This is a genomic window from Paenibacillus konkukensis (assembly GCF_023523925.1).
Classification (GTDB): Bacteria; Bacillota; Bacilli; order Paenibacillales; family NBRC-103111; genus Paenibacillus_S; species Paenibacillus_S doosanensis.
The window spans coordinates 5,029,672-5,045,202 of the sequence record NZ_CP027059.1 but is presented as its reverse complement, the minus strand read 5'-3'; the positions used below and the strand labels follow the sequence as shown (position 1 = coordinate 5,045,202).

The window sequence follows — 15,531 nt, the reverse complement described above, 5'->3', positions numbered from 1 at the left end:
AAATCCCCCAAAAGTGACGTGATGCTCTGAAGCTTATTCCGTCCGCATCCAGCCTAAGCTGGATCGGCGTCTAACCATTCCTCTGGGATCGTTCTTTGGGTAGACATTACTTCCGGGGGAGCCCCGGATTTCCACAGGATATGGCTGCGCATCATTTCCTAAACAATAAAAAACCCCCTTTTCGCAGCTTCGCTAAACACGAACCGCGAAAAAGGGGCTTGCCGACCTATCCGGCCATCAGGTCTTCAGGTCTATTTTTTCATCTTGGCGTCATATGCCGTCTGATAAATTTCCAAATACCGCTTCAAATTCATATTGTCCAAGTTTTTCAAATAGGCATCCCAATCTTTATCCAGACTGGCATCGCCGATCACGAAGCGCGCGATCATCTCCTGCACATGGTCCGTAATCGTCTTCTCCAGGTCGGCCAGTTCCATCGCTTGATCGTTCGTGAAGAACAGCTGCGGCAGGAACGTCTTCATATCCTGTTTGTAAGGCTGGTAGTTTTGCATCGTTTCGTTGTACAAAATCGTTTCCTGCGGATTATTCGGATCGGCCACCTGACCGAGGCGGAAATCATTCGTTCTGAGCGTCGGCGCGGTTTGCGACCAGGTTACGTTCTGCACGGTAGGCAGGACGGCGCCGGTTTTCTTCCAAATCGCCTGTTTGCCGTTAATTCCGATTTCTCCCTTATCGGCATACTTCCACTCCACATCCGGTCGGCCGATCGTCTCGCGCAGCGTCATCTCTTCGGTGTACAGCATGTCCGCGAGGCGGAAGGCCGCGTCCGGATTTTTACTCGCCTTCGTAATAATATAACGCCCTTGGCCTATGCTGTTGTTGATCGGCGTGACCTGAACCCCCTTCGGTCCCTTAAGCGGAGGAACGCTCGTCACTTCGAGCCAGCGGCCGCTAGGTCCGCTGAAGGTGGTGAAGACGCCGTTATGCTGAGCCATCTCGGCACCTAATATGTTGACATCGGGATTCTCTCCCATTTGTCTCGCCTGATCCCTGTCCTGCGTGAACGTTTGCGGCGCGATCAAGCCCTCGGCGTACAGCTTGTGCATATAAGCGAGCCCTTCCTTCCACTCCGGCTTGTTGTAGGGCACATCCACCTTGCCGTCGTTGACGAACAAACGGGTGTAGTTGTTGGTGCCGACGCCGTACGCGCTGGAATCGAGGATAAACGCATTCATAATGAACGAATCGACATTGACGTTCGGGCCTACCGCAGCGCCGGCCAGCGGGATTTCATCGGCTTTGCCGTTGCCGTTCGGGTCCTTCGTCTTGAACGCCTTCAACACCTCGTACAGCTCATCGGTCGTCTTCGGAACCGACAGCCCCAATTTATCCAGCCAAGGCTTGTAGATCCACAGCTTTTGCGATGCGGAACAGTGGAAACATTCGTTCACCATCGGCAGGGCGTATATTTTGCCGCCGGGCGCCGTAATTGCGTCCTTCACGCCGGGCACCTGCTCGAACATCCGCTTCGTCTCCACCCCGTACTTTTCGATATACGGGCTGAGATCTAGGAAATCTCCCTGGCTTCCGTAGATCAGCTGCTGCGTAGGCGAAACGCCGAAGCCCATAATGACATCGGGCAAGTCTCCGCTTCCGAGCACCAGATTCAGCTTTTCCGTAGCCGATTTCTCCGGGGCGACGTCCCATTCGATATGAATGTTCGTCTTCTCCTCCAAAAATTTCGTAAACTCATTCGTAGCGAAATCCTCGACAAAAGGACTGCCCTTCACGAGCACCTTCAACGTCGTCTTTTCCGGGGTGATAGGGAATTGGCCGGCCGGATTCACCTTCGCCTGCTGCGCCGAGTCGGCGCCTTCCTTCTGCTCCCCTTTATCCGCGCAGCCGCTCAATACCGCAGCGGTGCCGAGTGTTAAGACCAAGCCTGCCGTCATCCATTTTCTCATTTGTATAAACCCCCTTTGATTTTTGCCCAGCCCAGCTTACTAGCGCCGATTTACCCTTTTAACGAACCGATCATAACGCCTTTGACGAAATGCTTTTGCACGAACGGATACACCGCCAGCAGCGGCAAGGAAGATACGACGATCAGCGAATATTTGAGCAGGGAGCGCATGCCCTCCATCTTTGCCTGATCTTCCAGACTGGCGAGCATGCTGGTGTCGACCTCGTTCTGAATAAGAACTTCTCGCAGCACGAGCTGCAGCGGATACAAAGCCGGCTGCTTCAAATAAATCATCGCGTTGAAATATTGATTCCAGTAGCCTACGGCCGAATACAGCATAATGACGGCGATAATCGGGCCGGATAACGGAATGACGATTTTCCATACGAACTTGAAGTCGTTGCAGCCGTCCAGCTGCGCAGCCTCCAGCAATTCTTCCGGTATCGTCGTCTTGAAGTACGTTCGCGCAATAATGACGTTGAACACGCTCATCGCGCTCGGCAAAATCATCGCCCATACGGTGTTGAGCATTCCCAGATCCTTAACGAGAATGTAGCTCGGGATCAGTCCTCCGGAAAAAATCGTCGTGAACACGAGCAGGAGCATCACGGCATTTTTGCCGTACAAATCTTTGCGCGCCAGCGGATAAGCGGCCATCACCGTCAGCGCGACGTTAATGAGCGTCCCTGCCACCGTATAGAAGACGGAATTGCGAAACGAGCTCCAGATAAGCTTATGTTTGAACACCGCCGCATAGCCTTGCAGCCCCGGCTCGACCGGCCACAGCCACACCTTCCCCGACATGACCGCGCCCGGACTGCTGAAGGATGCGCTTACAATAAACAATAGCGGATACAGCACCGTAATCAGGAACAGCATTAGGACGATGTAATTGACGGCATTAAACCACCGATCCGCGCTGGCTTCCTTAATGTTAGTTTGCTCCATCCCGGTCTCCTCCCTTCGCCCGCGCTACCATAGGCTCTCCTGTTTGGTTTTTCGCGCAATCTGGTTGACGGTCAGCAGCAGAATCAATCCGACCACCGACTTGAATAGGTTGATCGCCGTCGAATAGGAATAGTTCATTGCCTGGGAAGCAAGACCGACCTTATAGACGAACGTATCGATAACCTCCGAGGTGCGCGCGTTGAGCGAATTTTGCATCAGGAGCACCTTCTCGAAGCCAAGGTCCAAAATATTGCCGGTGTTCAGGATGAGTAGGATCATCATGACCGGAATGATGCTCGGCAGATCGATATGCCGCATACGCTGAAATTTGTTGGCTCCGTCAATGACCGCCGCTTCATGCTGCGCCGGGTCCACACCCGCCAGCGCCGCCAAATAGACGATGCAGGAGAAGCCTACGTTCTGCCAAATGCCGGACCATACATAAATCGAGCTGAAATATTCCGGCACGGCCATAAAATTGATCGGTTCCACGCCCAGCTTGCCGAGCAGCAGGTTGACAATCCCTTTGCGCGGGTCCAAGAGCTCCAGAATGATCCCTACCAGCACGACGACGGAAATAAAATGCGGCGCATAGGTAATCATCTGAACCGTTTTTTTGAACAGCCGGTTTTTCACATAATTAAGCGATAAAGCGAGCAGAATCGGAAACGGAATACCGGCCAGCAGACTGTATACGCTGATGATGAGCGTGTTCTTCATCAGCTTGCCGAATTCGTACGAGTTGAAAAACCGGATGAAATGCTTCAGACCTACCCACTCGCTCCCCGTTATCCCCTTGGAAGCAATATAATCCTTGAAGGCGATTTGCGCCCCGTACATCGGATAATATTTGAATACAAGGACATAGAGGACAGGAAGCGTAAGCAGCACGTACAGCTGCCAGCTCCGCTTCATTTGCTTCCATACGGAAAACGGTTGACGTTTTTTGTTCGTGGAGGCCTTCATTTCTGTTTTTACGGATACAACCGCTTTCATCTTTCTCTGTTCCCCCTTTCGTTCGAATAGCTTCATGATAGAAGCATCCGGCTCGGAGCGAAAGAAGAAAGCGCTCTATTGTTGTGCAAAAGTTAGGAATCGGCTTGTGCAGTTCGATTTTTTTTGTGCAAAAATAAAGAATACGCCGCTGCAGCGGCGTTCTTAGGCGTATAAACGCTGCAGCGGAACGCCAACTCACCCTATGACGGCAGCGGGCAAAAACCGGCTTTAGCCCGGCAGCTTCTTCAAAACCAGCTTGCGAAAAGCGGTCGGACTGACCCCATGCAAACGTTTGAACGCCCTGCAAAACGTGTTGGAGGAGCTGTACCCGACGCGGTCGGAAATGTCGTTCACCGTTAGCGATGTCGTCTGCAGCAGCGCTTTGGCCTCGTCCATCCGCAAGCTTTCCAAATAATCGGAAAAGTTCACCCCGGTTTGTTCCTTGAAAAACTGCGATAAATACACCTTGGAGATGCGAATCCGGTCGGCTACGACATCCAGGCACAGCTCGCTGTCCATATAGGAGCTCTGCAGCAGCCCGATAATGCTGTCGATCAGCTCGACGTTCTGGCTCTTCTTATGCTCGTTGGCGCTTTCGCAAACCCATTGGAACGTATCGCGAATCGCCTGGTAGCTCTTGCTCATGCTTTCATAGGACTCGTTCGCTCCGCTGAGCGCTGACATCCGGTTATAGGCCGTCTGCTGGTCCAGATCCATCTGCGGCAGCAGCTTGACAAGACATCCCCACATTTCAAAAATAAACAGCTTCATCACGGCAATGGGCAGCTGCCTCAGTTCGAAATTTTCGCGGTACAGCTCGTCCAGCGTCCGCTGAACCTCGGTCTGGTCGCCCGCCTTCGCCAAATGGATGAGCCGGGTCTCGACATCCTGCGGAAGATAGTAATTGGCCATATCCGCCGGGAGCTCGTCGAACCATAAGCCGCCTTCCTGGTTGCTCCATAACTGCGCGTTTAACGCTTCGCGCGCCTGCTCGTACGATCTGGAGATGCCGGTCAGACTGTCGCAGGCGCCGCCTACCCCATAGACCGACTGCAGCTTTAACTGAAGGCCGATCTCATCTCTGGCTTCCTTCAGCCTCGCCTCGACGTAAGCCTTGTAAGGCTCCCGCTCATCCAGCTTGTAAGTAAACAGGACGGCGAATTGATCCTCGCCGATTTCGCAGACAAAGCCGTCCTCGTCCATCGTCCTTCTCAGCAGTTCTTTGGCAAGCACCCGGCTCCTGTCCAGCTCCTCCAGCAGATCGTCGCTGTAACCTTTATCGAATCCGCGCAGGCGGACGATCGCTACCCGATAAGACATGCCCACCAGATCGAGCCCCACATGCTTCAGCAGCGCGTCGAAATCGCGCGACGATACGAATTGCCCGTTCAACAGCCGCTGGAAATACGCCGCGCGCAGCAGGGGAACCTGCTGCTTGATCTCCGCTTTAAGCTTGTCGTTATTTTGAAATAGCCCGTTCACCGTCTCCCCGATGATGCCGAAGGCATCCCTTTGCTGCGGCAGCACATCCGTCTTCTCCATAATCGTATTGATCAGCGCGCGCAGCGGCTTGCTGTTGCGGTACGCAAGCACATAGGCGGCCAGCACGCCGGCGAGCAGAAACACGCAGGCAAAAGTTACGATGATCTTCTGGATATACCGGACTTTGCCCAGAGCGATGGCGGTCGGCTGCCCCACCACATAGGTCCAGCCGTTGTAGGACGATTTCGTATAAGTGACCATCATCGGCTTGGCGTCAATCCTCTGCTCGACGACGCCTCGATCCCCGGCCAGCCTGCCGAGCTCGATCGGCAGCGTGTTAGCGTCTCCGGGAGACAGCGCGCTTATGATTTGACCTTCCTTGTCGACAATGTAAGCCCAGCCGCCGCTGGAAATATCCAGCCCCTGGAACAGCTTTTGAATCTCCCGCTGATCGACCATAATGGCGATGGCTCCCTGCGGGTTGCCGGGGTAACCGAGCGATTGGATATAAGTCAGCATAGAATAAGGGACGCCTTCCATACTGATTTCCTGGGCGGGAAGCACCTTCCTCATGTGGAAATCGCTCGACATCAGGGCGTACCAGCTCGTGTAATTCATCCCTTTGTAATTGGCTACTCTGTTAAAAAAATGCTCAAACGAGTAGCTTGCACCGGGAGTAAATACCATCTCGCTGTTTTTGAACAAAACGTAGTAGTTGAACACAAAATTGTTGGATAGCTTGTAATCGTACAAGCTTTTGTTCGTATCCATAATCCGGAACGTGTTCGTCCCTTTGTATGGATCGGTCACGGATTGAAATTGCATAATGCGCGTATCGGCCGCCAGCTGCTGCGCTATGGAAGCGAGCTCCTCAAGTCTCCGGTCGAGAATGTCCTTGCTCTGCTCCAGCAAATTCATATGACTGGCAGTAGCTTCCTTCTCAATCAGAACGATCGTCTTCTGATAAATGATCAGCCCGATCATGATCGCCAGCATCAGGAAGACCAAATATGGGATGAGAAGGCGCGCAAATAACCGATGTCTGGCTCTCGTACGGTTAGCCCCGTTTCTCCTTAGCATAAGGTTTACCTCCAAGTAGAAATATTATTGACGATAAGCGCTCGTCCGTTCCCCCGTCGAAGCGGACGCTTCCGCCTTGACCGTCGGCTTATTACGTCACGTTTCGACATTTTCCGGCGGCGGCGAGTCCCCCGCAGGCACATGCAAACGCTTACTGTTTGTCATGCGGCGAGCCTTATCTTATTAGGCCGAATCAACATGCTGTTCCTCTTTAGTATACCTTGCCCTACGCGGTTACCGAAAGCTAAAATTGCGATTCACCGTCTGCCGGAGCATTTTCAGCCTTGTATTTACGAAAAAAAGAGGAGCCGGCGTTCCTCGATCGACGGCGGCGCCGCTTAAACGCACGCACACGCGGAACAAATCCCTCAAAAGTGACGTGATGCTCTGAAGCTTATTCCGTCCGCATCCAGCCTAAGCTGGATCGGCGTCTAACCCTTCCTCTGGGATCGTTCTATGGGTAGACTTTACTTTCGGGGGTGCCCCCGGATTTCCACAGGATATGGCTGCGCATCATTTCCTAAACAATAAATAAACCCCGCATAGCGGGGCTTTGGCTTCGAAGCGGCTTCAGATATTTGGCGGGGAGCCCTCTCCGGCGGCTCCCCTTCGATGTTTTAGCCGTGCAGGCCTCCCGCCAGTTTGGGACACGGGCGATAAGGACCGATCGGGACTTGAATCAGACTCGTCAGTCCCTCGGCCGGCAGCCGGTACAGCTCGTCGCACAGCCTGGCGTCATAATCAAGCAGCGGATGTCCTCCAAGCCCCAGAGCCGAAGCGGCCAGCAGCAGCCGCTGAACGAGCATCCCCGCCTCCATCTGCTGAATGCGGTATCCGCGGTACCCCAGCTCTTGCGTATAATGGTTGCGGTCACCCGCCACATGAAACACAAGCGGAACCTGCAGCAAATTCACATTGTCCGAATTCATCCCGATCTGCAGCCACAGTCTGAGATCGCCCTCCCGGACGGCTACGAGCGCATGCTCGGGGATGTCGTAAACATAAGCTCCGTCTTCTATCCCTTCCACATGGTGAAGACATACGTACAAGCTAAGCCTGGGCTGCTCTTGCAAAACGCCGCCGTCAAGATCGCAGCGGCAGCGCAGCGATGCCGCCGTTTCGCGCAGCAGCGCGGAGAGCTGCCCCAAGGAAACGGGCCCGAGCGCGAAATCGGTGTCGGGCGAGAACCGCCTCCGGCTCGCCGCCGCCCAATCGTAGGCGAGGCGCTCCGCCGCGGGAAGCCGCACCACGCCTTCTATGCCCGGTAGCTTGCGCCGTGCGGCCGGAGGCCGGGCGAAAGCCTCCAGCGCCGGTGCGGAAACCGACGCCAGCATCGACGCTTCGTTCATCTCCAGCAGCAGCGGGTAAGGCTTGATCCTCTTCGAGCGGACATAATGCTCGTGACTGACAGGCGGCAGCTCCCGGTACCATGCTTCCGCAGACCGCCCGTCCTCGCTCTGCCGTTCGGAGCGTCCTGACCGATCTGACCCGCCGCGCTCCTCCGGCTCCGTTCCCAGACACGGCGGACACGGAGCCGGCGCATCCGATAAAGCAACCACCGCATAGACACTTTCCTCAAGCTCGGATAATCCGAGCAAATGATGAATCGCGCGGTCCGCGAATTGAAAATGGACTGCCGTAGCTACGCCGAAGCGTTCGGCCGCTTCAAGCAGCTGTCCGATCATCGTTCCCGCATCGAGCCCCTGCAGCCGGTACGCAAAGCTGTCGTATTTAAAGAAGTTTTTCCAGAACATCGCCGAGACGAAGGCGGCGCCGCAGCAGCGGGACCGTTCAAACCGCTCCCCCAAAGCCCGTTGCAGGAAAGCGTCGCAGTCTCCTTCCCTCAGCAGCACTAGCCGGTGATGTGCCGCATCGTAGTGATATACGCCCGCCGGCAAAGTATCCAGTTTCAAATAGACGTACAGCTCGCTCGGATACAAGGCTCCCCCGGAAGGGGCGAACCGGCGATACATCTGGAACAGATCCGTCCCGGAGGAAAAGGAGCTCTGCACCGAATGGGACAGCTCCGTGAGCCCGTAGGCATACCATAGCAGATGGCCGAGCGAACGCAGGCCGATCCGTCGCCCCGGCGCGTTTGCGCCTTCCGCGGCTATGGAGAGAGGGATGTCCGCCGCAAGCGGAAAAACCGGCAGACCGCGGTACAGCTTAAAAGCCAGCGGTCCGTCTTCCCAATCGACGACGCGGTCCGGCGGCTTCGTCCGGTCGATATGGAAATGCAGATCGTGCATAAATGCATCCAGCCGATTCATCGCAAACGCCTCCTTCGTTCCCGCGGTTCGCCTGCCGTTTACGGAAACGGATGCGGGAATTCGTTAAGCTGATCCGGCGTGAGCGGCCTATCTGCGTAACCCAGCTCCGCCGGTACGGTCAATAAGCGTTCCAGCCCGGTCAGGCGCGTGAACGAATGCCCGAATGTCATCGGAATCAGCCCCGGGATCAGCACTTTTACGCAGAAAAGTCCGTTGCGGGCGATTTCCGGAGCGGTGACGTCCACCGCAATGACGTCAAGCTGTCTACGCCCGAGCGACCGCAATAGCGCTCTCAGCTCATCCGTCAAATCGGCATAGATCTTCTTGGCGGGGAATTCCGCCGCGAACGAACGCGCCGGACGGCTGTCGTCCAGCAGAAATCCGAGCCGCTCCTGCGCCTCGGGCAAGCCGTAGAGCAAGGAATGATCCTCCATCCTTGCGACCAAGGAAGAATCGCGAAGCATTGCCTCGTAGCGTTCCAAATCCCCGGCAAGCTTCGGCCCGAGGTTCAGCGCCATAGCGGCCAGCTCGTGCACGGCGCCTTTGACCGCCCGCACCGGGTCCGGATGCGCACCGGCCCCGCACAAGAGCCGCAAGCCTTGCCGCTTGCGGTTCACGGCGATTCCCCAGACGCTAGGAATGCCGTATTCCATCGTCGCGTTATAGAACCGCACGTCGAAGTCCGCCACCGCTTCGAGCCGCGCAAGCATCAGATTCAGCTCCGCATCGCCCGCAGTCGACAGATCGAGCCGCGGCAAAGGAAGACGCGCATACCAAGTCATCAGAAACGCATCCCGCTCGGCTACCTCAAGAATGCCGTGCAGCACCGCCTCTTCCAGACTTCCCCCTAACGCACAGCCGTTGGACGACTCAAACACAAAGCTCTGCCCGCCTCCCGAGCCGTAATACGCCAGCGACTCCGGCACGAGAATCGGCCGTTCCTGCAGAAACGAGTAACCCCAGACCCAGCGCAGGGGCGCTTCGGGATCGAACGGCCGAAACGGGTAGCCGGGCAGAGCGTACTGCTCGGCGGAATGGACGCCGGTCTTCACCGGGTCCAGCGCCTGCTCCCGCAGCTCCTGATAGCTCCCATAGACGGATGTCCGCTTCCCTCGCGGCCGGATGCTGGAGTATCTCTCCAGCCCTTCCAGCATGGCGGTCAGTCTGCTGGCCTCATAGGAATGCGTCCGGCCGGCCGCGCCGACATCTTCGTTCATCAGCGGCAGATTAACGCTGGCGTCGGCGAAGGGAGAGACGAGATCGGTTACCGCCGCATTGAGCAGCCCTGTGCGCGAATCCAAATAATCGGCGGCAAGAGCGTCCCTCAGTTCCTCCATCGAACGGATTCTGTAGCTGTCCGGCCGCTCCTTGGGATTCGGCTGCAGCGTGATGCGGGCTGCCGCTTCCGTGTCGTCCCGAATCCGGCTGCACACGGGGCAATGCGCATCGGGCAGCACCCGGTGCCGCGATATGGCCAGCGTATGCATATTGACGATATGCATCAGGCCGGAATCGGCTTCATCCGGCCGTTCCAGCGCCTTGCGCGACTGGGCCGCTGTCAGCAGCGCCAGCTGCAGCATGCCGCCGCGGGCATCCCAAGCGTCCCGCTCCGTCCCGCCCTCTTCGGCCAGCTTGCGCCGCAGCCTCCACATGCTCGGGCGGTCCTGCCCGGCCATGTGCAGCCTCGCATCGGCGCATTGCGAGCAGCCGGGCGCTCCCGGCTTGACGAGCGGGCCGACAAGGCCTTCGCCGAACAAGACGCAAGCGCGCAGCCAAGGAATTCCTGCGGGCGGCAGCTCCTCTTCCGCCCGCAGATGGATTCCCGGCTGCCAGCCGTCGTGCAGCGTCAGCGCCAGATCGGCGCCGGCCATGCCGCCGCTTATGCTCTGCCGGCGGACGACCCGGAAAGACCGGGCCAAATCGCCGGCGACAAGGTCCGCCAGCTGCCCCTCGCCTACAATGACAACAAGTGCGCTCACCGCATCTCCTCCCCACGCAGCAGGATGCCGACCACACCGGCAAGCCCTTCTCGCATAAACGGCTCCACCGCCATGTCGATGACCTCAAGCCGCAGCCCCTGCCTGTTCAGCACGTGCAAGGCCGAATGCAGGATGGCGGCGGTATCCCCGTCCTCCGCAGGCGGAACGGCAAGCCGAAGCGGTTCGTCCGGCTTGATATGGACCGCCCGGTCCGATCTTACTTGAACCGGCGCCGGACCCTGAAGCCGCCCGCCTTCCTGCGCAGGATGCTGCGCCTGTTCCCCGATCGGCGGCTCTTGCGGCTGATTCCGGGACACCGTCTCGCCCGCCGAACAATTCTCCTCGCACTGCCGGGCGAGGGCCGCCCGCTTCAGCGCCTCGCGCAGCGCCAAGGTTCGATTGAGGCCCGTGCTCCCGTACCACCGGTCGCCCGAGCGAACCCACACGACCGGAAACCCGTACAGCTCCTCGCCGATCCCAAGCTGCGGCGCTCCCCCCATAAGGGAGATCGCTTGAAAATAAAATCGGCAGCGGGCATCCTCTACCGCATCCGGCTGCGCCGGGGCGATCGCGACCGGCGAGGCGTCAAGCCGGCGGCCGAGCTCCGCGGACAGCCGTTTATACAGGCCGCGGGAGATCGCTTCCGCCGCCGTCTCTCCGGCACCGACGCCGATAAGCTCAGCCGTCTCCGCCGCAATCGCCGTAATGTCCGGCTCCTTGCCTGCAAACCGCCCGGCGCCGGACACCTCCGTCCATCGCGCCGCGTAAGCCTCCACTCCCGCCAGGCCCGCTTCCCTGCGCGCTTCTTCATGCGTCAGCCCGGCGCAGAGCACGGACGGCAGCAGCTCCGACGGCCCATCCGACAACGGGTCGGCCGCCTGCGCGCGGCAAACCGCCAGCGGAAGCTGGACAAGCTCTTCTTCGTCCCAGCTGTCCAGCACGCCGAATGCCTTGGACGTTATTCGGCCGAAGCAAGCCAGCCACACTCCCGGCTGCGGCTCGCTCTTCTCCTCCAGCCATTGCTCCCAGTCTTTCATGAGCATCGAGCCCAGTGTCCCTGTCGCGAGCGGATGGGGCAGGAACGGATGCCAGGCCCCCTCCAGCGTCTCCAGATCGAGCAGATAACATTGGCCCGATCCGCTCGACCTGCGCGGCCCGGCTTCCGTCACGTGCTTAAACAATTCGAAGGCCGCAATATTCGCCAGCAAAGCGCCGGCGGTCGAAGAATAACCGTGCTGCCGGGGGTCTCGCTCCGTCACCGAGCGATGCAGCCGGAGCCAAGCCGATTCCCAGCAAGCATCCGCCGCCGGATGCACCAGCGGGCCCGCCCATCCGATCTGCGGCAGACATACCGCGGGAACGAATAGCTTGCCCTCCTCGCGGCAAGCGGCATGAACCCTGCGCAGTTCCTCCGGATCATCCGTCCGGGCTGCGTATACGACCGCTTCGAAGCCTTGGACGGCCTCCTTCCAGGAGGGCAGCTCCCCGCCGCCGGGTTCCGTCAGCTCCACGTCAACCTCAGGGTCCGACCGGCGGGCATGCGCAGCCAGCTCCTCCAGCCGCCTTCGCTCGGTCGTCTTCGAATCGCCGATCAGCACGCGAAAGCGGGGCAAGCCGGAGTACAGCAGCGCCGCCGTCTGAGCGGCCAGCATCTCCCCGTTCCCGATAACAAGCACACGAGTCTGTCTGTACTTCTGAAACCGGAATCCTCCCGAATCGGTAAACTGCTCGATAAATTCGATCTGGGAGCCGTATCGCTCCCGAATCGCTTCAGGCAGCCGATGCGGCTTATCGCCGCTAACATCGCGTACAAAACCGTTCTCATGCAGCATGGCGGCAATGCTATACACCTGGATGATATAAGGCTCCGCGAGACCGTCGGTCAGTTCGCCCAGCGTGTACTCGCCGTTAAATACCGGCAGCAGCTTCTCCAGCCACTGATCGGCGGCTTCCCCTTCCATCCGGAAGGAGCGTGCGTTGTTCCGAACGTAGACGCTGCCTCCGGGCTCCGGCATCACGAACGTATCTCGGTTCACTTTCAGTCGCATAGAAGGATTTAGCTGAACCATCGTACTCCTCCTCCAGCTCATCATCGGGCCGTATGTTCTACATGTCATTTTATGTAAGGTTCTTGTCCTTCATGTCAAATGGCAAACGGGACTTGCTCCGTTAAACCGATGCGACCGCCAAAAAGCTCTGCCGCCGCATGAAATGACATGCGTAAGCAGAGCCTTCGGCAGCATCGTATGCTTTTCGCTGGATCGGCGGCTTATGAATGATGACAGTTATGGCAATTGTGGCAGTTATGGCAGGTGTGACAGTTATGGCAATTGTGACAATTGTGGCAGGTATGACAGTTATGGCAATTGTGACAATTGTGGCAGGTATGACAGTTGTGGCAGTTATGGCAGGTATAACAGTTATGGCAATTGTGACAATTATGGCAGTTGTACCATGTATGCCAGGTTCTTGTATCCTGCTGATTTTGGCCGTTCCAAGAGTTGACCGCTCCCCCTTTGATATCGGAAACGTTCAGCTTTTGCAAATCCTTTTTGAAATCTCCCATTTGTACCATCCTCCGTAGGTTAAGTGGTCACGCCGACAGAGTACTCTGCATTAGGAATAGAAAAGAACAAAGGCCCCCAAAAGCGAAGCTGAATCCGGTTTCTTTTGGGCGAGCCGCTCAGCTGCGTTTGTTCTCGCGGGATCGACGGCGCTCATCGAATACTCCATGACAACATATGAATCGGCATCCGCTGTTGTTACTGATTCAACTGCCTATTTTTCCGTTAGCGGCGTCATCCACGACATCGCGGCTTTATTGCCGCCTGTGCGCTTCGAGCAATCCGTCCGATTGGAAAACGACGAGCGGCAGTACAAAAAAAACCACCGCGTCCGCCAGCTTCCGTCAGAACCCGTTGGCCCGTCAAAACATATCGTTTTCATATTTCATACAATGGCAAGAACCAATCCCCCAAAAGTGACGTGATGCTCTGAAGCTTATTCCGTCCGCATCCAGCCTAAGCTGGATCGGCGTTTAACCCTTCCTCTGGATCGTTCTATGGGTAGACATTCCTTTCGGGGGAGCACCCGGATATCCACAGGATATGGCTGCGTATCATTTCCTTAACAACAAAAAAGGCCCGCCTGCGACATATGCCGCCAACGGACCTTTTCCGACCGGTGCTTCCGGATTATTGCTTATAGATTACCATAACAATCGCCGCACGTCTACCATTATTTACTAAAATTTGCAGCAAGCTTCAATAAGCTCTTTCGTATTGTCGCGGCGCAGCAACCTGGCCGGTTGTTTCCCTAATCGCATGCGCAGCCCAGTACGGATCGCGCAGCATGCCGCGGGCAACGCCCACCAAATCGGCGTCCTCATTAGCGACGGTCGCTTCGGCCAGCTTGGCGTCCTCAAGAATGCCTACCGCAATTACCGGAACGCTCAGAGCCAGCTTGATCGCGCGCGCCATCGGAACCTGATAGCCCGGATAATTGCCCGGCTTTCTGGAGCCGGAAGGCCCTTCTCCGCCGGAGCTGACATGGAACATGTCGACGCCCGCTTCCTTGTACCGCCTGCTGATTTCAATGCTATGGCCGAGATCGTAGCCTTCGTCCATATATTCAACCGCAGATATGCGCATAATGAGCGGCATATTCTCCGGCATAACGCTTTTAACCGCCTGAATGATTTCGACTCCGAATCGGGCCAAGTCCTGACCGTATTCGTCCGTCCGGTTATTAATCGCCGGGGAGTGGAACTGGTGAATCAGATAGCCGTGGGCTCCGTGCAGCTCGATCGTATCGACGCCGGCTTCTACAGCCCGTACGGCAGCTTCCTTGAACTTGACGACCATCGCCTTGACCTCGTCCGTAGTCAGTGCGCGCGGTGTTTTGAATTCAGGGCTGACCGGAATATTCGAAGGGCCTACAGGAATCTCCGCATCTTCCGCCTTACGCCCGGCGTGGGCAATCTGAATGCCGATTTTGGCGCCGTACTTCTGCACCTCTTGAATAATGCGCCTGAAGGCGGGAATTTGATCGTCCGACCACAATCCGAGATCGTAATCCGTAATACGTCCGTCCGGCTCGACATCCGTCATTTCCATGATGATCAAGCCCGTTCCGCCTACCGCTCTGGAGACGTAATGCACGAAATGCCAATCCGTCGGAATACCGTCTTTGGCCTCTACTGAATATTGGCACATCGGCGGCATAACCACGCGATTTTTTAATTGCAGGCCCTTGAGGGAAAAAGAAGAAGATAAACTCGGCATACACATGTCTCTCCTCATCGTTTAGTTAACCATCCGAATGGTTTATTATCTAAAATCTGCTCTGTCATCAGTTTGTTTTTCACGTAGACATTATATACACATATACTTCATTTACGGAAGTAGTGACATTTTATACACATAGTTTCCGAAAAGATAGTTTTGTGCTATAGTTGGTTTCAATCCATCTTATGAAAAGGAACGATGCCTGTGGAACCGGGTTGTGAGCAGCCGCTAGCGCTGACCAAAGGGACGCTCGGGGACATTTGTCCCATCGTCAAAGCGATAGAAGTGATTGGAACCAAATGGACGTTTCTAATTATCCGCGATTTGTTGATCGAAGGAACGATGAGGTTTAGCGATCTGCTGAAATGTCTGGACGGGATCAGCCCGAAGACGTTGTCACTGCGCCTCCGCGAGTTGGAGGAGCACGGGCTCGTCACCCGCACCGTATATCCGGAGGTTCCGCCGCGCGTAGAGTATCGGCTCACCGACAAGGGGAAAAAGCTGGAGCAAATATTTATCGAGCTGAAGCGATTCGGACTGACGCTCTGACCGCATCGCCTCCCGGA

10 protein-coding genes are annotated in these 15,531 nt (G+C 56.7%); 2 read left to right on the top strand and 8 right to left on the bottom strand.

Features of this window, described 5'->3' with window-relative positions; translation table 11 throughout:
* Positions 1–251 precede the first annotated feature (251 nt).
* The 7 genes from SK3146_RS22100 to SK3146_RS22070 form a co-directional block, all read right to left on the bottom strand.
* The gene (locus tag SK3146_RS22100; protein WP_249860806.1) at positions 252–1,925 is read right to left on the bottom strand and encodes an ABC transporter substrate-binding protein; all 1,674 of its coding nucleotides are present in this window, start codon (positions 1,923–1,925) and stop codon (positions 252–254) included.
* Between the two features lie 50 nt (positions 1,926–1,975).
* The gene (locus tag SK3146_RS22095) at positions 1,976–2,872 is read right to left on the bottom strand and encodes a carbohydrate ABC transporter permease (RefSeq protein WP_249860805.1); all 897 of its coding nucleotides are present in this window, start codon (positions 2,870–2,872) and stop codon (positions 1,976–1,978) included.
* Positions 2,873–2,896: 24 nt separating this feature from the next.
* Positions 2,897–3,838, bottom strand: coding sequence for an ABC transporter permease (locus tag SK3146_RS22090; protein ID WP_249860804.1), 942 nt, complete (start codon positions 3,836–3,838; stop codon positions 2,897–2,899).
* 258 nt (positions 3,839–4,096) lie between these two features.
* Positions 4,097–6,430, bottom strand: a complete 2,334-nt coding sequence (locus SK3146_RS22085; RefSeq protein WP_249860803.1) for a helix-turn-helix domain-containing protein — start codon at positions 6,428–6,430, stop codon at positions 4,097–4,099.
* 617 nt (positions 6,431–7,047) lie between these two features.
* The gene (locus SK3146_RS22080) at positions 7,048–8,700 is read right to left on the bottom strand and encodes a SagB family peptide dehydrogenase (RefSeq protein WP_249860802.1); all 1,653 of its coding nucleotides are present in this window, start codon (positions 8,698–8,700) and stop codon (positions 7,048–7,050) included.
* Between the two features lie 38 nt (positions 8,701–8,738).
* The gene (locus SK3146_RS22075) at positions 8,739–10,679 is read right to left on the bottom strand and encodes a TOMM precursor leader peptide-binding protein (protein WP_249860801.1); all 1,941 of its coding nucleotides are present in this window, start codon (positions 10,677–10,679) and stop codon (positions 8,739–8,741) included.
* Positions 10,676–12,748, bottom strand: coding sequence for a putative thiazole-containing bacteriocin maturation protein (locus SK3146_RS22070; RefSeq protein ID WP_249860800.1), 2,073 nt, complete (start codon positions 12,746–12,748; stop codon positions 10,676–10,678). Before SK3146_RS22070 ends, SK3146_RS22075 begins: the two co-directional genes overlap by 4 nt.
* A 206-nt stretch (positions 12,749–12,954) precedes the next feature.
* Here SK3146_RS22070 and SK3146_RS22065 point away from each other — a divergent pair, with 206 nt between their 5' ends.
* Complete coding sequence (locus SK3146_RS22065; RefSeq protein WP_249860799.1) at positions 12,955–13,263, top strand: hypothetical protein; 309 nt, start codon at positions 12,955–12,957, stop codon at positions 13,261–13,263.
* 679 nt (positions 13,264–13,942) lie between these two features.
* On the opposite strand, the gene SK3146_RS22060 is transcribed toward SK3146_RS22065, so the two are convergent.
* A complete protein-coding gene (locus SK3146_RS22060; protein WP_249860798.1) occupies positions 13,943–14,962 on the bottom strand; it encodes an NADH:flavin oxidoreductase/NADH oxidase in 1,020 nt (339 codons plus the stop codon).
* 207 nt (positions 14,963–15,169) lie between these two features.
* Between SK3146_RS22060 and SK3146_RS22055 the strand changes: the two genes are divergently transcribed.
* Positions 15,170–15,514: a winged helix-turn-helix transcriptional regulator gene (locus SK3146_RS22055; protein WP_249860797.1), complete on the top strand. Its 345-nt coding sequence runs from the start codon at positions 15,170–15,172 to the stop codon at positions 15,512–15,514.
* Positions 15,515–15,531: the final 17 nt, after the last annotated feature.